Origin of the sequence: Nocardia sp. NPDC051832, assembly GCF_040681285.1 — a bacterium.
Taxonomy (GTDB): Bacteria; Actinomycetota; Actinomycetes; order Mycobacteriales; family Mycobacteriaceae; genus Nocardia.
The window spans coordinates 1,624,649-1,646,969 of record NZ_JBFAYL010000002.1 but is presented as its reverse complement, the minus strand read 5'-3'; the positions used below and the strand labels follow the sequence as shown (position 1 = coordinate 1,646,969).

The 22,321-nt window shown below is 68.6% G+C and carries 2 protein-coding genes; both read right to left on the bottom strand.

Annotated elements, in window-relative coordinates; all coding sequences use genetic code 11:
• Positions 1–2: 2 nt before the first annotated feature.
• Positions 3–1,409: a 3-phosphoshikimate 1-carboxyvinyltransferase gene (gene aroA / locus AB0M14_RS17325; protein ID WP_364995426.1), complete on the bottom strand. Its 1,407-nt coding sequence runs from the start codon at positions 1,407–1,409 to the stop codon at positions 3–5.
• A complete protein-coding gene (locus AB0M14_RS17320; RefSeq protein ID WP_364995423.1) occupies positions 1,406–22,321 on the bottom strand; it encodes a cyclopropane mycolic acid synthase family methyltransferase in 20,916 nt (6,971 codons plus the stop codon). The genes aroA and AB0M14_RS17320 overlap by 4 nt, the downstream gene beginning before the upstream one ends.

The following is a 22,321-nucleotide window of genomic DNA, read 5'->3' as shown; positions in this document are numbered from 1 at the left end:
CCCTACACCAAATCGACCGCGTTCAGGTCGCGGTAGGCACGGTCGTTCAGGCTGGGGCCGCCGAAGCCGCCGTCGACCACCGAGGTGCCGGCGCCGGCGGCGGCGAATTCCTCGACGAACCCGGGGAAGGACAGCCGGACGTCTTCGAAGCCGGTGAACAAGTTGGCCGATCGCATGCGCAGGCCTGCCACGAACAGCGACATGAAGATGCGGTGGTCGCCCCAGCTGGAGAAGGTGACGCCGCCCGGGTAGTCCGGTGCGCCGCGCACTTCGAAGCCGTCGCAGACGCCGTCGTCGTACAGCGGCTCGATATCGACGCCCGCGCGGGACAGCTCGTGCACCATCGCCTCGACCCGGGAGGCTTTGTGGAAGCGCACCAGCCGCCCGCCGACGACCCGGATGCGGCCCTCGACGTACGCTCCGATCGCGGCCAGGGTGGGCACGATGTTCGGGCAATCCCGGGCGTCCACCTCGAGGTCGCCGCGCAGTCGTCCGGTGGGGTTGTCCACGATGAGGCTCGAGGTCGCGCGCTCGCGATCGACGCGCAGTCCGAGTCGCTCCAGGATGCCGAGGATCGCGTATTCGCCCTGCCCGCTGCCGCCGCTGACGTGGCCGAGCACCGTCCGGCCCGGAAACAGCGCCGCCGCGGCCAGCAGATAGGAGGCCGAGGTGTAGTCCTCGCGCACGGACACATTCCGGGCCCGGTAGGCGGAGGGCCACACCCGGAACCGGCGGAAATCGTCGGACGCGGACACTCGCACCCCCGCGGCGGCGAGACACGACAGCGTCTGTGCGATATACGACTTCGAGTAGAGCTCACCCACGATCTCGATCTCCACCGGTTCGCGCGCGAACGGCGCGGCGAACAACACCGCGGTGACGAACTGCGAACTGATGTCGCCGGGTAACCGGCACTGCCCGCCCCGCAAGCCGCGGCCCCAGTTCACGATGGGAGCATGCCCGTCCCGGCAGACGCAGTCGATGCGGGCGCCGAGCTCGCGCAGCCCGGTCAGCAGCGGCGCCATGACCCGCCCGCACAGGATCTCGTCACCGGTCACGACCACCGGCGCGGGCTGCACCGAACCCAGCGCGGCCATGGTCCGGAAAACGAGCCCGGATCCCTCGGCTTGCAGGACCAGTCCCTCGTGGCGAAACCGCCCGCCGCAGCCGCGGATCTCGAGATAGCCCTCGTGCTCGGTGATTTCGGCGCCCAGCGCGCGGCATGCCCGCTTCATCACCTCGGTCTCGCCGGCGCGCAGATCGTTGCCGATCCGCGAAACCCCCTCGGCCAGCGTGCCGGCCAGTATCGCGCGCTGGGTCTCCGGTTTGGAGGCGGGCACCCGGAACGTTCCCGAAAAGGCTTCGAGCGGTTCGACTCTGAGCAGATTCCGCTTCTCGAGCTCGGTCATCGACGGCCACCCTTCGCCATGGTGAACTGCATGACATCCAGACGCCCGTCGCGGAACAACGCCGCGCACCCGGAGAGGTAACGCAGGTAGCGCTCGTAGACCTGCTCGGAGGCGACCGCGCAGGCCTCCGCGCGCCGCGCCGCGAGCGCCGCCGACCAGCAGTCGAGAGTGCGGGCGTAGTGACTGCGCAGGGCATGGACCCGGGTCACCGCGAAACCGGCGGCCGTCGCGCTCTGCACTACCCAGCGCGGTTTCGGCAATTGGCCGCCCGGGAAGATTTCGTTCTGGATGAACCAGGCGAATTCGACGAGGTCGCGGTCGAGGTCGTCGGCGTCGGTCCGGACGATGGTGTGCAGCAGCAGCACCCCGTCGTCGGGCAGCAACCGCGCGGCCTTGCCGAAGAAGGTGTCGTAGCGTTCGAGTCCGAAATGCTCGAACGCGCCGATGCTGACGATCCGGTCGACCGGTTCCTCGAATTCCTCCCACCCTTGTAGTCGCGCTTCCATACGCCGGCGCCGGCCGCCCGCCCCGGCCGCGCCCTGCACGTAGGCGTGCTGGTTGCGGCTCAGCGTCAAGCCGACGGCGTCGACGTCGTAGGCGTCGACGGCGCGGCGCAGCGTCGAGCCCCAGCCGCATCCGATGTCGAGCAGCGTCATTCCTGGACGCAGGTCGCATTTCCCGAGCGCGAGATCGATTTTGGCCAGCTGGGCTTCTTCGAGGGTCGATTCCTCGTGCTCGAAGTAGGCACAGCTATAGGTGCGCGAGGGGTCGAGAAACAGTGCGTAGAACTCGTCGGAGATGTCGTAATGCGCTTGGACGTCAGCGTAATTCGGCACCAGCGCGGGACTTTGCCGAGCCGACCGGCCGACCGGCCGCTCGCCGTTCGCCGTCTCTTGGGCGGCCAACGCGCGGTGCAGGATCGAGCCGATGGTGACCGCGGCCGCCGCGCTGTCCAAACCGGCATGGGTGGCGTCTACGTCGCCGATGTCGATCCGGCCGCCGATATGCGGTCGCCACAATCGCCCGAGGGGCGCGTCGAGCCGGGAACCGTCCTCGGCGCGCGTCGCCCGCAGGATCAGCGCGTCACCGCGATAGAACGGCACGTCCCAGGCCCGGTAGATCTCCCAGTTGTTCTTGAACACCCGGGTGGCCAGGTCCATCAGGTAGTCCCACTGCGGCGCCGCCGCGGGCGTCCCGAACTGCTCGGTGAACCATTGCCGGACAACGGCATCGGCGCGCGCATGCGCCGGCCCCAGATCGACCACCGCGTTCGCGCCGGGGACGTAGGGGCGGCTGTCCAGCAGGGCCAGCACGCCGACGGCATGCCCGCGCCGCTCGAGTTCGACGGCCACGGCGTGCGCGACGACGCCGCCGAACGACCAGCCCAGCAGATGGTAGGGCCCTTCGGGTTGCACACCGGTCAGCAGATCGAGGTAGTCGGCGGCCATCGCCGCGATCGATGCGGCGGGCGGTGTCGCACCGTCGAAGCCGCGGGCCTGCAATCCGAAAATCCTGCGGTCCGGGATCTGGTCGCGCAGTTTCATGAATCCCCAGCTCAGTCCGCCGGCGGGGTGGATGCACCACAGCGGTGTCCCGGCTCCGTACGCGCGAATCGGCAGGACGGTGGCGAACGGGTCGACGGTGTCCGGCAGGTGCTGTTCGCCCAGGCGCGTCGCGAGCGTCGCGACCGTGGGCGATTCGAAGACGATCCGCATCGGTAGCTCGAGGCCCAGGACCGCGTGGATGCGGCTGACCAATCGTGTCGCCGCGAGGGAGTGCCCGCCCAGATCGAAGAATCCGTCGTCGATTCCGGCCCGGGCCACGCCGAGGACTTCCGCGAAGAGTTCGGCCAGGATTCGTTCGGTGTCGTTGCGCGGGCCCCGGTAGCTCCCGCCGGTGAGTTCCGGGATGGGCAGCGCGGCGCGATCGATCTTCCCGTTGCGGGTCAGCGGCAGGTACGGCACCGCGACCACCGCCGCGGGCAGCATGAACTCCGGCAGCCGCCGCGCCGCGAAACTCCGCACTCCCGTGCAGATCTCGCCGCGCTCGGGTTCGCCCGACAGGCCGTCGATCGCGCCGAGCACCACGTAGGCCAGCAACTGGGCGGCCGCGTCGGCGCCCGTACGCGCGAGCACCACCGCTCGCTCGACTGCCGGGTGGCCCAGCAGTACCGCCTCGATCTCACCCGGCTCCACCCGCACGCCCCGCACCTTCACCTGATCGTCGAGCCGGCCCACGAATTCCAGGTCGCCGTCTCGATTCCAGCGCACCTCGTCCCCCGACCGGTACATCCGCTCCCCGACACCGAACGGACACGCCACGAATCGTTCCCCGGTCCGGCCCGGAGCCTGGTGGTAACCGCGGGCCAGCTGGCTCCCGGCGATGTACAACTCCCCTGGAACACCTATCGGCACGGGACGTAATCCACTGTCCAGCACGTAAACCCGCACATTTCCGGTCGGTCTTCCGATCGCCACCGGACCGCCGCGCTCGACCTCGGAGATCCGGTGCTGCGTAACGCAGACCGTGGTCTCGGCGGGTCCGTAACCGTTGACGACCTCGAGGGCGGGATGAGATCGCCGCAGCCGCTCGGCAATCCGGCCCGGCAGTGCTGAGCCACCCGAGATCAGGCGTCTGATGGGTTGCAGGACAGCGTCTTCCGGATTCGGTTCGTCGAGCAGGAGTTCGATCAGTTCGGGGGTGCCGAACATCGCCGTGGGCTGGGCGCTTCGACTGGCCCGCGCGAGCTCCTGTCGGTCGGACCTGCTTTCCCGCGCCAAGATCAGGCCGCCGCCGCCGACCAGGGCGGGCCAGATCTCCAGTGCGGCGGCATCGAAACCGACCGACGCGTGCACGAGCATCCGATCCTCGGCCCGCATCGGCCAGGAATGCACGGCCATATTGGCGACGTTTCGGTGGGTGACGGTGACGCCCTTGGGTTTTCCGGTGGAGCCGGAGGTGTAGATGAGGTACGCGGGGTGGTCCGGGTGCACCGGGTGGCCGCGGTGCGCCGGGCCGGTGTGCGTGCGGGCGGCCGGGCTCGTATCGAGCAGCACGCGAGGCGGCGAGGCAGGAGGGAGCGAAGGGGCGACGGTGGTGTCGGTGAGCAGGAGCAAGGGCCGGGCATCGTCGAGGATCGAGGCGGTCCGGTCGCTGGGGTAGTCGGGGTCGATGGGCAGGTAGGCGGCGCCGGTCTGGAGCACCGCCAGCAGCGCCACGATCAGTTCCGGAGTCCGTGGCACCGCGACCGCGACCACCGCTTCGGGTCCCGCTCCCCGGTCGATCAGTTGCCGGGCGACGGCGCCGGCGCGGAAGGCGAGCTGCTGGTAGTCGATTCGCGCGTCACCGCAGGTGACGGCGGGCGTGTGCGGCGAACGGCGCACCTGTTGCTGGAACAGTTCCACGACTGTCGGCGTGGGGCCCGCGGCGGCGGTGTCGTTCCAGGTCCGCAGCACCTGCTCGGCTTCTCCGGCGCTGAGCAACTCCACCCGCCCGACCCGAATACCCGGTTCAGCAACCACCTGCTCCAGCACACGCACATACCGGGCCGCGATCGCTTCCACACTCGCACGATCGAACAAGTCGGTGGCGAACTCGATCTCGCCTCGCAGTTCGCCGTGTCCGTCCCCCTCGCCGAGAAGTTCCGCGAGGCTGAAGAACAAGTCGAACTTGGCGATCCGCGTCGGAGCACGCAACGGCGTGATCGCCAAACCAGGAAAAGCCAACTCCGGCAACTCATTGTTCTGCAACGCGAACGACACCTGGAACAACGGATGATGCGCGGTCGACCGCGCCGGATTCAACAACTCCACCAAACGCTCGAACGGCGCATCCTGATTCTCGTACGCCGACAACGCCTTCGAACGCACCCGATCGACCAATTCACCGAACCGGATCGCACCCGACACCGGAACGCGCAGCGCCCAGGTGTTGACGAAGAACCCCACCAGATCGGACAGCGCCTCATCGGCACGCCCCGCGACCGGACCACCGATCGTAATATCCTCTCCCGCACCGAGTTTGAACAGCAACACCGCCAAACCCGACTGCAACACCATCGACAACGTCGCACCACGCGCCCGCGCCAGTTGCTCCAGATCCCCGCGCAATCGCTCCGAGACGACGAGCGGCACCGACTCGCCCTTGTACGACGCCACTGCCGGACGCATACGATCGACCGGCAATCGCAGCACCTGCGGGACACCGGCCAATTCTGTTTCCCAGTAACGGAATTGCGCGGCCAGCACGCTCCCTGGATCGGACTCCTCGCCCAGCACCTCCCGCTGCCACAACGCATAATCCGCGTACTGCACCGGCAGCGGCTCCCATTCCGGAGCCGCCCCCCGCGACCGCGCCGCATACGCCACCGCCACATCCCGCGCCAACGGCACCAACGACCCACCATCACCGGCAATGTGATGCAGCACCAGCACCACCACATGCTCGGCCACACCAGACCGGAACACCCACGCCCGCAACGGAATCTGCGAAGCCAAATCGAACGGCACCGCGACCGCACGCAGTACCGCCGGCGTCAGGCGGCCCGCGAACTCCCCTGCGCCCTCGGGCACCTCGAGTTCCGCGTCCGCCACCGTGATCGGTACCCGCACTTGGTCCGCCGCGAGCACCTCCTGCCACGGCACCCCGCCTTCGTCCGGGAATACGGTGCGCAGGCTTTCATGCCTGCCGACCACGTCGGTCACCGCCGCCGCCAGCGCCGCGACATCCAGTTCGCCGGTCAGCTGAAGCACAATGGGGACGTTGTACACCGGCGACCACGGTTCCAGCCGGTGCAGGAACCACAGCCGGGACTGCGCATAGGACAACGGCAGGCGATCCGGGCGCGACCGGACACCCAATCGCACTCGGGTCGTCCGGCCTTCCCCCAGCCGGGGCGCCAGCGCGGCCACCGTGGGTGCTTCGAACACCAGCCGAATCGGCAACTCCACACCCAGCACCGACCGAATCCGGCTGATCAACCGCGTCGCCGACAACGAATGCCCACCCAGATCGAAGAACCCGTCATCGATGCCCACCCGAGCGACCCCCAGCACCTCCGCGAACAACCCGGTCAGCACCCGTTCGGTGTCGTCGCGCGGACCTCGATAGATCCCGGCGGCGAGGTACTCCGGATCGGGCAACGCTTTCCGGTCTACCTTCCCGTTCGGCGTCAACGGCAACTCCGGCACCGCCAGCACCACCGCGGGCACCATGAACTCCGGCAACCGCCGGCCCACGAACCCCCGCATCCCCGCGAGCCGATCCCGCGCACCGGGATCACTCGCACAGTCCTCGAGTCGACGCACCGAATCCCGCACCGGCAGAGCAGTGTCCGTACGCACGCGCCCGTCCCCCGCGCCGGACTCCGGTGATCCGGCGGAGACGAAGACGGCATCCATCAGTCCTGGTGTCCGCGCGGGCGTGACCACGACGTCGTAGCCGAGGTCGCGCCCGAGGTCACGGCAGTCCTGCGGCCACACACCGGCCGCGGTCCCGGCACCGAGATCGATATCCGCCACCAGGTCACCTTTCCCGGCCCGTCCGATCCGCTCCGCCGCGGCGACGGCTCGCACCAGACCTGCCTGCGGAATTCCGCTGACGCGAAGGGTTTCCGCGGGGCACGCGCGCAGCACCTCGGCCAGGCGGCGCAAGCCGTCACCGCGTTCCCAGACATAGCCCCGCGCGCCGGTCGGCACCGCGCGAATCCGCGCCGGCGCGGTGTGCAGAACGACGTCGTACCGGTAGGCCGTCAGCTCGTTCCGGGCACGGCCGTCCTTCGACCGCACCGCCACCGCCGTGATCGCGGGTATCCGATCACGCAGCCGCACAAAGAATTCCGGCGACAGCAGCAGCTCACGTTCCTCTGCGACAGCACGCCGCACCCGATCCCGGAGCTGCCCCGCGGTGCTGTCGACACCGGCCCGCGCGACCTGCACCTCGGTAGCGAACAGTGCCGCCAGATCCAGATTCCGGACGTCGCCGAGGAACACCGATCCGCCCGGCGCCAGCAACCCGACAACCTGGTCGAGCACGTCGATCAGATAACCGGCGCTCGGAAAGTACTGCACCACCGAATTCAGTACGACCGTGTCGAACTCGCCGACCGGCAGGCCGCGCACGTCATCGGCGGCTTGCGCCAGCAGCCGCACCCACCGCGCCCACGACGGCCGCGCCCCGGCCAGACCGCTGCGCAAACGGTCCACCACGGTGGCAGAAACATCTGTGCCCCAATATGATTCGCAGTCGCGCGCGAGTTTCGACAGCAGCAGTCCGGAGCCGGCACCGATCTCGAGCACCCGGCGCGGGTCCAGCTCCCGGATTCGCGCGACCGTCGCATCCCGCCACTCGCGCATCTCCGCCAGCGGAATCGGCGCACCCGTATAGCTACTCACCCAGCCCCGGAAATCCTCCCCGAAGCTCGGCGGCGCTTCGGCCTCGTCCGCGTGCAGGTCATCGTGTACCCGACCCCACTGCTCGACGAGTTCCTGCTCCCACATCCGGTCCCGGGCGACCAGCACGCCGCGGTCCAGGGCCACGTACCCCACCAGCTGGGCGACGCCGTCCGCGCCCGCGCGGCTCACCACTACCGCCCGGCTGACGGCCGGGTGGGTCAGCAGCACCGCCTCGACCTCACCCGGTTCCACCCGCACACCCCGCACCTTCACCTGATGATCGGCGCGCCCGACGAACTCCAGCCCACCGTCTCGATTCCAGCGCACCTCATCCCCCGAGCGATACATCCGCTCACCCACACCGAACGGACACGCCACGAACCGTTCACCGGTCGCACCGGCACGGTCCCGATAACCGCGAGCCAATTGCCCACCGGCGATGTACAACTCCCCCACGACATGCACCGGGACCGGACGCAAACCCCCGTCCAGCACATAGACCCGGACATTCCCGAGCGGCCCGCCGATCGGCACCGCGCCGCCCGCGCGCATTGTTCCCGGCTCCAGCACCTGGACCGTCGCGGCGATCGTGGTCTCGGTGGGCCCGAACATGTTGTAGGAGACGGCAGGAAGCGTGTCGATCAGCCGCTGCGCCAGGTGCGCCGGCATCGCCTCACCCCCACTGATGACATGGCGCAGGGATCGCAGTTCCGTCGCCGCCGGATGGTCCAGGAACGCCTCCAGCTCCGAGGGCACGAATCGGATCATCGAGATGCGCTCGGTCCGGATCAGCTCGGCGAGATAGCCCGGATCGCGCCAGTCGCCCGGCGTCAGGACCGTTCTGGCGCCGATCAGCAACGGCCAGAAGATCTCCCACACCGACGGATCGAAACCGAAGGACGTCTTCTGCAGCACCGCGTCGTCCACACCGAGCCCGTGCAGTTCCTGCATCATCTCCAGCCGCCCCGCGATACCGCGATGGGTGATGACGACGCCTTTGGGTCGTCCCGTCGAGCCGGAGGTGTAGATGAGGTAGGCCGGGTGGTCCGGCCGCAGCGGGCGAGTGCGCTCATGCGGCTGGGGATCGGTGTCCAGGGTATCGGTACGGGCGCTGTGGCGGTCGATGATCAGGCGAGGCATGGGCGTATGCGGCAGCGCCGCGACCGTGGCGCTGTCGGTCACCAACAGCGCGGGCGCCGCGTCGGTGAGGACGTAGCGGGTGCGGTCACTGGGGTAGGCGGGGTCGATCGGCAGGTAGGCCGCCCCGGTCTTGAGCACCGCCAGCAACGCCACGACCAATTCCGGGCTGCGCGGCAAGGCCACCGCGACAATGATTTCCGGCCCGATGGCCCGGTCGATCAGCTCCCACGCGAGAACATTCGCCCGGGAGTTGAGTTCCGCGTAGCCGATTCGGGTATCCGCGCACACCACCGCGACGGCTTCCGGCGAACGCGCTGCTTGCCGTTCGAACAACTCGACGATCGTCTGCGTGCAGGTCGCGATCCGGGTGGCGTTCCACGTTCGCAGCACCTGCTCGGCTTCTCCGGCGCTGAGCAACTCCACCCGCCCGACCCGGACACCGGGTTCCGCGACCACCTGTTCCAGCACACGCACATACCGGGCCGCGATCGCTTCCGCACTCGCCCGATCGAACAGATCGGTGGCGAACTCGACCTCACCCACCAGGCCGCCGGATCGGTCGCCGTCGTCGAGGTACTCGGCGAGGCTGAAGAACAAGTCGAACTTGGCGATCCGCGTCGGAGCACGCAACGGCGTGATCGCCAAACCCGGGAAAGCCAACTCGGGCAACTCATTGTTCTGGAGCGCGAACGACACCTGGAACAACGGATGATGCGCAGTCGACCGCGCCGGATTCAACAACTCCACCAAACGCTCGAACGGCGCATCCTGATTCTCATACGCCGACAACGCCTTTGAACGCACCCGATCTATCAGCTCGCCGAACCCGGTTCCGCCCGACACCGGAACACGAAGCACCCAGGTATTGACGAAGAACCCCACCAGATCGCTCAAGGCTTCATCAGTACGCCCCGCGACCGGACCACCGATCGTAATATCCTCTCCCGCACCGAGTTTGAACAACAACACCGCCAAACCCGACTGCAACACCATCGACAACGTGGCCCCACGCGCCCGCCCCATTTCCTCGAGTCCCGCCCGCAAGCGTGCGGACAGCACCAACGGCACCGTCTCCCCCCGATTCGAGGCCACCGCCGGACGCGGCCGATCGGTCGGCAAGCGCAACAACTGCGGTATCTCCGCCAGTTCCCGCTCCCAGTAACGGAATTGGCCTGCCAGCACGCTGCCGGGGTCGGATCCCTCGCCCAGCAACTCCCGCTGCCAGAGCGTGTAGTCGGCGTACTGCACCGGCAGCGGCGTCCACTCCGGCCCGCCACCCGACCGTCGGGACGCGTAAGCCACCGCTACATCGCGCGCCAGCGGCACCAGCGACCCGCCATCACCGGCGATGTGATGCACGACCAGTAGCACCACATGCTCGGTTGTGCCCGTCCGGAACACACACGCCCGCAACGGAATCTGCGTGGACAGATCGAACGGCGCCGCCACGGCGCGCGCCATCGCGCCCTGTAGCGGCCCGGCGGGCTCGCCGACTCCACCCGGCGCGGCGGTGTCCCGCACGTCGCCCGCTACCTCCACAACCGAGACCGGCACCTCCACCTCGTCGTGCGCCAGTACCTGCTGCCAGGGCACACCCCCTTCGTGCGGGAATACCGTGCGCAGACTTTCGTGGCGGGCCACCACATCACCGATCGCCGCGCGCAGCGCGGCGACATCCAGCGCTCCGATCAATCGCAGAGCCAGCGGGATGTGATAGACCGCCGACCTGGGCTCGAACCGGTGCAGGAACCACAGCCGCGATTGCGCATACGACAACGGCACCCGATCGGGGCGCGCACGGACACCCAGCCGTATCCGAGTCACCCGGCCTTCGCCCAGGCGAGCAGCCAGCGCCGCCACCGTGGGTGCTTCGAACACCACCCGAATCGGCAACTCCACACCCAGCACCGACCGAATCCGGCTGATCAACCGCGTCGCCGACAAGGAATGCCCACCCAAATCGAAGAACACATCATCGACGCCCACCCGAGCGACCCCCAGCACCTCCGCGAACAACCCCGCCAGCACCCGCTCGGACTCATCGCGCGGAGCGCGGTACACCGCACCCACGAACTCTGGGACCGGCAACGCCTGCCGATCCACCTTCCCGTTCGGCGTCAACGGCAACTCCCCCACCGCCAGCACCACCGCCGGCACCATGAACTCCGGCAGCGATCGACCCACGAACGCGCGTAGCGCTGTCGCGTCGAACGCGGATTCGCCCGGCCCGCGTTCGTCGCCGGTGAGCACCACATACGCCGCCAACCGCGCGGCTCCGTCCGCACCGGCGCAGGCCACCACGACCGCCCTGTCCACGGCCCGGTGCGCCAGCAGCGCGGCCTCGACCTCGCCCGGTTCCACCCGGACGCCCCGGATCTGCACCTGGTCATCGGCCCGGCCCACGAATTCCAGTGCACCACTGCGATGCCAGCGCACCTCGTCGCCGGAGCGATACATCCGGTCCCCACTGCCGAAGGGGCAGGCGACGAACCGTTCACTCGTCAGACCCGGGCGACCCCGGTACCCGCGCGCCACCTGTGCGCCCGCGATGTAGAGCTCCCCGACCACCCCCACCGGCACCGGCCGCAGACCTCCGTCCAGCACATACACCCGCACATTCGTCAAGGGCGCGCCGATGGGCATCGTGCTGCCGGCGGGCAGATCACCGAACGTGACGACATGAGCTGTCGCGGCCACGGTGGTTTCGGTGGGCCCATAGGTATTCGCGATCCGCAACGCTCGATGCCGATCGAGGATCCGGGCGACGGCGGGCCGCGACAGCACCTCGCCGCCCGAGGCCAGCAAGCGCAGGCGATCCAGGCAACCGAGGTCGCCCTCGGCGAACAGCTCCAGCACCGGACTCGTCGCGAACATCGTCTGCACGTCGTAGTCGAGCAGATAGCGGCGGATCCGATCGATGTCGTGCGCCGCCTCGGACATGATGCGCAGGGTGCGTCCAGTGGCCAGCGTCGGCCAGATCTCATAGGCCGAGGCGTCGAACATGATCGGCGAGTGCGCCAGCATCACCTCGCCGCGGTCGTCGGGCCAGTCGTGGACGGCCATATTGGTGAGGTTGCGGTGGGTGACGGTGACGCCCTTGGGTTTTCCGGTCGAGCCCGAGGTGTAGATGAGGTAGGCGGGCTGGTCGGGATGTGCCGCGCGCACGCGATCGCGGTCGACCGGGTTGGTCTCCGGAACGCCCGCCGTCGCGATGCGCGCCAGGTCGGTCAGCACCAGTTCCGGTGCGGCATCGGCGAGGATGAACTCGGTGCGGTCACCCGGGTAGGCGGGATCGATCGGCAGGTAGGCGGCACCGGCTTTGAGCACCGCCAGCAATGCCACGATCAGATCCGGGGTGCGCGGCAGCGCTACCGCCACCACCGATTCCGGCCCGATGCCCCGCCCGATCAACGCCCGCGCGAGCACATTGGCGCGAGAGTTGAGTTGCGCGTAGTCGATTCGATTATCCGCGCAGACCACCGCGACCGAATTCGGTGACCGGTCGACTCGACGCTCGAACAGCTCCACGACCGTCAGCGCGGGAGTGGCGGCCGCGGTGTCGTTCCAGGAACGCAGTACCTGCTCGGACTCGACGGCGCTCAGCGACGCCACCCGGCCGACCCGGATATCGGGGTCGGCGTCGACCTGTTCCAGCACCCGGACATAGCGCGCGGCGATGGCTTCGACGGTCGCGCGGTCGAACAGGTCGGTAGCGAACTCGATCTCACCCGCGAGGCCGCCTGATGCGGCGGAGCCGGTGAGGCTGAAGTTCAGGTCGAACTTGGCGGTCCGTACCGGGGTGGGCAGCGGCGTGATCCGTAGTCCGGGAATCGCCGGATCGGGAAGTTCGTTGTGCCGCAGCGCGAACGACACCTGGAACAACGGATGATGCGCCGTCGATCGCGGCGGATTCAGTAGCTCCACGATCCGTTCGAACGGCGCGTCCTGATGGTCGTAGGCGGACACGGCTTTGTCCCGGACCTGGTCGACCAGGTCCGAGAAGCGGGTGCAGCCCGAGACCGGAACCCGCAGCACCCATGTATTGACGAAGAACCCCACCAGATCGGCCAGCGCCTCATCGGTACGCCCCGCAACCGGACCACCGATCGTGATGTCCTCTCCCGCACCGAGTTTGAACAGCAGCACCGCCAGACCCGACTGCAACACCATCGACAACGTGGCCCCACGCGCCCGCGCCAGCTGCTCGAGCCCCGCCCGCAACCGCACCGGCACCTCCAAGGGAACGGCACTGCCGGCCTGCGAAGCGACACCCGGTCGTGGCCGATCCGCGGGCAACCGCAGCACCTGCGGGGATCCAGCCAATTCTGTTTCCCAGTAACGGAATTGCGCAGCCAGCACACTCTCCGGATCGGACTCCTCGCCCAATACCTCCCGCTGCCACAACGCATAATCGGCGTACTGCACCGGCAGCGGCTCCCATTCCGGAGCCGTCCCGCGTGACCGCGCCGTGTAGGCCACCGCCACATCCCGCGCCAACGGCACCAACGACCCACCATCACCGGCAATGTGATGCAGCACCAGCACCACCACATGCTCAGCCACACCACATCGAAATACCGACGCCCGCAGCGGAATCTGCGTGGACAGATCGAATGGCCGCTGTATCTCCGCCGCTATCTCCTCGTCGAGTTCCTGCCCGCCGGGGACCTCGCGCAGTGTCACCGGCACGTCCACACCGGAAAGAACCTGCTGCCAGGGTGTCCCGTCCTCATCCCGGTACACGGTCCGCAGCACTTCGTGCCGCGCGACCACATCACCCAGCGCCGCCGTCAAGGCGGGCATACCCAGCGCACCGATCAATCGCAGCGCTACCGGGACGTGGTAAACCGCTGTCATCGGTGCGAACCGGTGCAGGAACCACAGCCGCGCCTGCGCATACGACAACGGCAGGCGATCCGGGCGCGACCGGACGCCCACAGGGATTCGACGCACCCGGCCTTCGCCCAGGCGAGCAGCCAGCGCCGCCACCGTCGGCGCTTCGAACACCAGCCGAATCGGCAACTCCACACCCAGCACCGACCGAATCCGGCTGATCAACCGCGTCGCCGACAACGAATGCCCACCCAAATCGAAGAACCCGTCATCGATCCCGACCCGAGCGACACCCAGCACCTCCGCGAACAACCCGGCCAGCACCCGCTCGGACTCATCGCGCGGAGCCCGATACACCCCGCCCGCGAACTCCGGATCGGGCAACGCCTTTCGATCCACCTTCCCGTTCGGCGTCAACGGCAACTCCGCCACCGCCAGCACCACCGCGGGCATCATGAACTCCGGCAATCGCCCGCCCACGAACCCCCGGATGTGCCGGGCGAGAGCGCCGGGCGACATGCGCGAAACCCGCTGTTCCGCAATGTCACTCGGCGCGCTGGGAGTCGACAGGCCGCCTGCTTGCCTGCTCACCCCGTAGACCATCCAGAGATCGGTTCCGGCCAGGTATGGCGCCGTCTCGACAGCGATCTCGAAGTCGTGCCGCTCGAGCAGCGTCACCACTTCCGCGAGTCTGCCCGCGACATCGCGGACCTCCAGCACGACCTGCCCGATCCGCGGCCAGTCGTCGGCGGAAATCCCGTGCAGCACATCGACTTCGCTGCCTTCCACGTCGACCTTGAGGAGATCGATCCGTTCGATCCCTTCGGCCCGGATCACCTGGGACAGCGTCGCCATCGGAACGACCAGGTCGCGGCGCCGCAGCCGATCGGCCATCAGATCGGCCAGCTCGGGACCATCCAGGTCCAGCCCCTCGGCGGCGGTCGCTTGGACGTACGCGCGCACCGTCGCCTCGACCGAGGCGCTGTCGGAGGAGCGCGTCGACAGGATCGACATCTCGGGGTAGTAGGTCATCGCCGTGGTCCCGCTGTGCGCGCCGAGCGCGCAGTTGAGCACCGTGGCCCGCACGCCGTGCAGCTCGAAGTTCAGTTCGGCCATCGCCGCGACGTCGGGAATCGCCTCGATCGCGTAGATCTCGGCCGCGGCGGAGGTGTAGCCGACCAGCATCGAGAACATCCCGACGTGCGCTCCGACATCGACGACGCAGCCGCGCTCGGGAACCGTTACGCCCCAGCGGAAGTACTCGTTTCGTTCGACGATCTCCTGGTACAGGAACCGGACGTTGGACAGGTTCCGCGCGACGATCGGCATGCCGTTGGGCAGTTCGTGAACCTGCGCACCGGGTGTCTTCCCCAGTCGGTCCGACCGTAGACAGCGCGCCGCGACCGGGGCGCGGACCGCATCCGGAACGACGTAGGCGACCAGGCGGGCGAAACCCGAAGGGTCGGTGCGTCCGCACACCACCGCGCCGGCCACGGCCGGATGTGCCAGTAGCGCCGCCTCGACCTCCCCTGGCTCCACTCGCACACCGAGCACTTCGAGTTGCTCGTCGGCCCGGCCGAGGAACTCCAGAACTCCGGTCCGGGTCCAGCGCGCCTCGTCTCCGGAGCGGTACATCACGTCCCCGGAACCGAAGGGGCAGGCCACGAACCGCGTACTCGTCAGACCCGGCCGCCCCCGATACCCCCGCGCCACCTGCGCGCCCGCGAGATACAACTCCCCCGCCACACCCGCCGGAACCGGCCGCAAACCCCCGTCCAGCACATAGGCCCGAAAACTTCCGAGGGGTGTGCCGATCAGGTCGGCGGAGCCTGACTCCCCGAGCCCGGGCAAGGCCAGATGCGTCGCGTGCACGGTGGTCTCGGTGATCCCGTACATGTTCGCGACGACCGCGTCCGCGCCCATCGACCATGTACTCGGACGCCAATCGCCCAGCTGCGTACGATCCAGGGCCTCACCGCCCAGAATCACTCTGCGCAGCGCCGTCTTCGCGGAGGTGAGCTGCTTGTCCCGGGTGTATTCGATCAACCCGCGGAACTGGGACGGCGTCAGGTTGAGCACCGTCACCCCCGACTCGACGATCAAGTCCCAGAGCGTCTCCGGTGACCGGGCGACCTGCCACGGCGCCACCACCAGCCGCGCGCCGGATACCAAGGCGCCCCAGATCTCCCAGACCGAGAAGTCGAAAGCCTGGGAATGACACATCACCCACACATCGGTCGCCGCCGTGCCACAGCGACCCGCGGTGGCCACGAACAGGGCGGCGAGGTTGTGGTGGGTGACAGCGACGCCTTTGGGGATGCCGGTCGAACCGGAGGTGTAGATGAGATAGGCGGGATTCCCGGGGCGCAGTGCACGAACGCGATCGACGTCGGCGGGATTGCGTTGCGGCGTACGCGGGCCGGCGGCGAAAGCGTCGAGAACCAGGCGCGCCGCCGTGGTGCCGGGCAGCGCGCCGAGGGTGGCGGTATCGGTGAGGACGAGTTCCGGTCTGGCGTCACCGACCATGAATTCGGTGCGGGCACTGGGGTAGGCGGGATCGATCGGCAGGTAGGCGGCACCGGCTTTGAGCACCGCCAGCAATGCCACGATCAGGTCCGGGGTGCGCGGCAACGCCACCGCCACCACCGATTCCGGCCCGATGCCGCGCCCGATCAGCTCCCAGGCCAGGGTGTTGGCACGGGAGTTCAACTGCCCGTAGTCGATTCGCGCGTCGCCGGAGACCAGCGCGAGCGCTTCCGGCGAGCGGTCCGCCTGCTGCTCGATCCGTTCCACGATCGTCAGCTCCGGTGTGGCGAACACGGTGTCGTTCCAGGACCGCAGCACCTGCTCGGACTCCGCGGCGCTCAACAGCTCCAGCCGCCCGGCCCGGATACCGGGATCCGCGACGACGTGCTGCAATACCCGGACGTAGCGCGCCGCGAGGGCTTCGGCACTGGCCCGGTCGAACAGATCCGCGGCGTACTCGATCGTCCCCTCGAGGCCGCCGGTTTCCCGGTGGTGGGCGAGACCGAAGTTCAGGTCGAACTTGGCGGTCCGTACCGGGGTGGGCAGCGGCGTGATTCGTAAGCCGGGGAAGCTCAGATCCGGAAGTTCGTTGTTCTGCAAGGCGAACGCCACCTGGAACAACGGATGATGCGCGGTCGACCGCGCCGGATTCAGCAACTCCACCAAACGCTCGAACGGCGCATCCTGATTCTCATACGCCGACAACGCCTTCGAACGCACCCGATCGACCAACTCACCGAACCGGACCGCACCCGACACCGGAACCCGCAACACCCACGTATTGACGAAGAACCCCACCAGATCGGCCAGCGCCTCATCGGTACGCCCCGCGACCGGACCACCGATCGTGATGTCTTCTCCGGCACCGAGTTTGAACAGCAACACCGCCAAACCCGACTGCAACACCATCGACAACGTCGCACCACGCGCCCGCGCCAGCTCCTCGAGCCCCGCCCGCAACGACGGACCCACACGCAACGGCACCGTCTCCCCCCGATAGGAGGCCACCGCCGGACGCGGCCGATCCGCCGGTAGCCGCAGCGCCTGCGGGGATCCGTCCAATTCTGTTTCCCAGTACCGGAATTGCGCGGCCAGCACACTCCCCGGATCGGATTCTTCGCCCAACACCTCCCGCTGCCACAACGCATAATCTGCATACTGCACCGGCAGCGACTGCCACTCCGGCGCACTTCCGCACGACCGCGCCGCATACGCCACCGCCACATCCCGCGCCAACGGCACCAACGATCCACCATCACCAGCGATGTGATGCAACACCAGCACCACCACATGCTCAGCCCCACCCAACCGGAACACCCACGCCCGCAACGGAATCTGCGAAGCCAAATCGAACGGCGCCGCCACCGCCTCGGCCACCGCGCGCACCAGCTGCTGCTCGTCGGTGATCTCCGCTACCGATACCGGAACTCGGACCTCGGCAGTGTCCAGCAGGCACTGCCACGGCACGCCGTCCTGCTCCCGGTAGACGGTTCGCAGCACTTCGTGCCTGGCGACCACATCACCCAGCGCGGCCGCCACCGCAGCCACATCCAGTACGCCGGTCATGCGGAGTGCGACCGGAATGTTGTAGACCGCGGCTCCGGGCTCGAACCGGTGCAGGAACCACAGCCGGGACTGCGCATAGGACAACGGCACCCGATCCGGCCGCGAAAACGCCCGCAACCGGCCCCGCGCCACCCGGCCCTCCGACAGGCGAGCCGCCAGCGCCGCCACCGTCGGCGCTTCGAACACCACCCGAATCGGCAACTCCACACCCAGCACCGACCGAATCCGGCTGATCAACCGCGTCGCCGACAACGAATGCCCACCCAAATCGAAGAACACATCATCGATACCCACCCGCCCCACACCCAAGACCTCAGCAAACAACCCCGCCAACACCCGCTCGGACTCATCACGCGGATCCCGATACACCCCACCCACGAACTCCGGATCGGGCAACGCCTTTCGATCCACCTTCCCGTTCGGCGTCAACGGCAACTCCGACACCGCCAGCACCACCGCGGGCACCATGAACTCCGGCAGCGAACGACCCACGAATCCCCGCATCCCCGCCAGCCGATCCCGCGCACCAGGATCACTCGCACAGTCCTCGAGACTTCGCGCCGAATCCTCGTCCGGCTCGAAAGCGACCGGAAATACTGTCCCGACCGCACGGTCAGCGGTCACGAACTCGGCGTCCACCAACCCCGGTGCGGCGGATGGCCGCACCGCGACCGCATAGCCGAGCTCCCGTCCCAGTTCGCGGCAATCCTGCGGCCACACGCCGGACGTGAGCTCACCGTCGAGGGTCAAGTCGGCGATGCGGCGACGTGGCCCCGCCGCCGCCAGCACGGCGGCCGCACCGCCGTCGGGCAACGATCCGGCATGCGGAATCCCCTGCACCAGAATGGAGTTCGCGGCCGATCCGCTCAGGTACGCCCGCAGCCGGGTCAGGTCCTGGAATTCTTCCCACCGGCGCACTTCCCGCGGGACCGGGACGCGCGGCGCAGGCGGCGCCGTGCGCAGGACCACGTCGTACCGATAGGCCGTCAGCTCGTTCCGGGCACGGCCGTCCTTCGACCGGACCTCCACCGCCGTGATCGCGGGTATCCGATCGCGCAGCCGCACAAAGAATTCCGGCGACAGCAGCAGCTCGCGTTCCTCGGCGACAGCGCGCCGAATCCGAGCGCGCACCTGCGCCGCGGTGTCGTCGCTCCCGGCCCGGGCCAGCTGGACTCCCGTCGCGAACAGCGACACCGAATCCAGGTCCCGGACGTCCCCGAGGAACACCGCGCCGCCCGGGGCCAGCATTTCGATCACCCGCTCGAGGACGTCGATCAGATAGCCCGCGCTGGGAAAATACTGCACCACCGAATTCAGCACGACCGTGTCGAACTCGCCGACCGGCAAGCCGCGCACGTCATCGGCGGCCTGCGCCAGCAGCACTACCCGTCCGGCCCAGTCCTCCTCGATCCGGGCCAGCCGGTGCCGCGACTCCGCGACGGTGCCACCTGATATATCAGTGCCCCAATAGGATTCGCAGCTCGCGGCCACACGCGACAGCAGCAGCCCGGAGCCCGCCCCGATCTCGAGCACCCGGCGCGGGTCCAGCTCCCGAATCCGCGCCACCGTGGCATCCCGCCACTCCCGCATCTCCGCCGGCGGAATCGGCGCACCCGTGTAGCTGCTCACCCAGCCACGGAAATCCTCCCAGAAGCCCACTTCCGCCGAGTCGCCGGCGCGCGGGCCGGGGGAATGCAGATCGTCATGCACCCGGCCCCACTGCCCGACGAGTTCCTGCTCCCATTCCCGATCCCGGGCGGCCAGCACCTTGCGGTCGAGCACGATATAGCCCACCAGCTGCGCGGTTCCGTCGATTCCGGAGCGGGGCACGACCACCGCCTTACCGACTGCCGGGTGGGTCAGCAGCACCGCCTCGACCTCACCCGGTTCCACCCGCACACCCCGGATCTTTGCCTGATCATCGGCCCGCCCCACGAACACCAGTTCCCCGGAACGCGTCCACCGCACCTCGTCGCCGGAGCGATACATTCGCTCCCCCGCGTCGAACGGACACGCCACGAACCTCGCACTCGTCAGAGCCGCCCGCCCCCGATACCCACGCGCCACCTGCGCGCCCGCGATATACAGCTCCCCCACGACACCTGCCGGAACCGGCCGCAACCCGGCGTCCAGCACATACACCCGCACATTCCGCAACGGCCTGCCGATCGGCACCGAAGACTCGCCCGGCACCGGCCCGCGGACCCGATGGCTGGTCACGAATACCGTTGTCTCCGTGGGCCCGTAGGCGTTGACGATGGGCGTCTCCGGTAGGGCGGCTGCGGCTGCGTCGACCAGCCGCCGGGGCAAGATCTCCCCGGACAGCAGCACGCCGCCGACACCGGCCGGGTCGGCGAGCAGCCCCAGCACCTCTTGGAAGACCGACGGAACCGTGCTGAGCAAACTTTGCGGCGAAATACGGTGGGCGAGTGCGAGATTGTCGGAGATCAGCTCGACGCTGCGACCCGCGGCGAGCGGCGCGAACAGCTCGGCGACCGACACGTCGAACGCGATGGACGTCCCGGCCACGACATTCGGCGAATCGCCCGGCGGCAACACTCGCCCCACCTGGGTCACCAGGTTGGTCAGGTTGCGCTGGGTGACGATGACGCCCTTGGGAGTTCCGGTGGAGCCGGAAGTGTAGATGAGATAGGCAGGGTTATCCGGGCGGACCGGACGGGTGCGATCCGCGTCCGTGGGGTCGTCGGACGCCGGAAATGCCAGAGCGTCCAGAACCAGTCGCGGCGCGGAGGTGCTCGGCAGGGTGGTCACCGAATCGGTGATCACGAGTTCGGGCCCGGCGTCCGCGACGATGAGCTCGATGCGCTCGCCCGGATAGGCGGGATCGATCGGGAGATACGCCGCACCGCTCTTGAGCACCGCGACGAGCGCCACGATCAGCTCCGCCGTGCGGGGCAGGGCTACCGCGACAACCGATTCCGGTCCGATCCCCTGCTCGATCAAGACCCAGGCCAGCGCGTTGGCGCGAGAGTTCAGTTGCCGGTAGCTGATTCGGGTGTCCCCGCACCGCACGGCGAGTGCTTCCGGCGACCGCCGCACCTGCCGCTCGAACAGTTCCGCCGTCGTCGCCGCCGGCACGGCGGTCGCGATGCCGTTCCAAGTCCGCAGTACCCGTTCGGATTCCGCGGCGCTCGCCAGCGCCAGCCGCCCGACCGGTCGCGTGGGGTCGCCGAGGAACCCGCGCAGGATCGCGGTCAGGATGTCCCCGTACCGCCGGAGGTCGTCGGGCGCGTAGGACAGGCCGTTCGCATCCAGCTCGATGCTCAGGCTCTTGATGTTGTGCCGGTCGTAGAAGATCGAGAGGGCGAGGTCGTCGACCGGCCCGAAGGACAGCGCGTTGATCCGGACGCTGAAGTCACCGAAATAGATCTCGTCGTCGGAGAACGGGATGATGTTCAGCAACGGACCGAACGGATTGCCCAGCACCGCGCCCGGATTCCCGATCCGCCGGATGTCCGCGAAGGGAAACCGCGCATGCCGGATCGTGGTGCGCAGTTCCGTGCCGAGGGCGCCCGCGATGTCGCCGAGGCCGAGGCCGGGACCGATATCGACCCGCACCGGAACGATATTCGACATCAAGCCCGGCGTCCGCCGCGCCGCGCCGGTCCGGTTGGCCACCGCCAGCCGCAGCATGAACTCGTCCCGGCTCGACACCCGATGCACCAGCGCCGCGACGGCCGCCGCCAGCACTTCGGGCATCGACAGCCCCACGCTCTCGGCCGCGGCCAGCAGGTCGTGCGCCTCGCCGGTCGCCAGCCGCACGCTGTGCCGGAGGGTGTGCGCCGAGCCCGGCTCCGGAACGCCCGGGAGGGCGACCGGATTCGGGAGGTCGGCGGTGTAGCGCTCCCAGAATTCCCGATCGCGGGCAAAGCGGCTGGACTCCCGGTACTTTCGCTCCGCCGCCTCGATGGCGTCGGCCCCCGCGAAGCCCGCGTCCGGCACCTGTCGCCCCGCGGTCATCGCCGAATAGACCTCGGCGACGCGGCGCACCACCAGCCCCAGCCCGTATCCGTCGATCACGATGTGGTGCGCGATGGCGAACAGAAAGCACCGGTCCGCGCCCAGTTTGATCGTGCCGCCCCGGAACAGGAGGTCACCGGCCAGATCGAACGGAAGCCGATGCGCGGCGGCCATGTGCCGCTGGGCACTCGCCCCGGGATCCACGGTCGCACTGACATCGACGAAGTCCGGCTGCCAGCCACGATCGGCCCGCTCGGTTCGGCGCGGCCCGTGGGTCTCGTCGGCGAAGTTCACGAAGAGCACGTCGACCTCGGCGACCACCACCCGCAGCGCGGCCGCCAGCAGCGACTGATCCACACAGCCGGTGACATCGAGGTACCCGCCGACATTGTTGGACAGCTCCGGCGCCAGCCGCTGGGCCCACCACAACGCTTCCTGAGCGGCCGAGATCGAGGACGACTGCGCTTGGGACAT

Bases quoted from the DNA above. Each gene is read 5' to 3' on its own strand.
- aroA (WP_364995426.1), bottom strand. From the start codon at position 1,409: ATGACCGAGCTCGAGAAGCGGAATCTGCTCAGAGTCGAACCGCTCGAA.
- AB0M14_RS17320 (WP_364995423.1), bottom strand. From the start codon at position 22,321: ATGTCCCAAGCGCAGTCGTCCTCGATCTCGGCCGCTCAGGAAGCGTTG.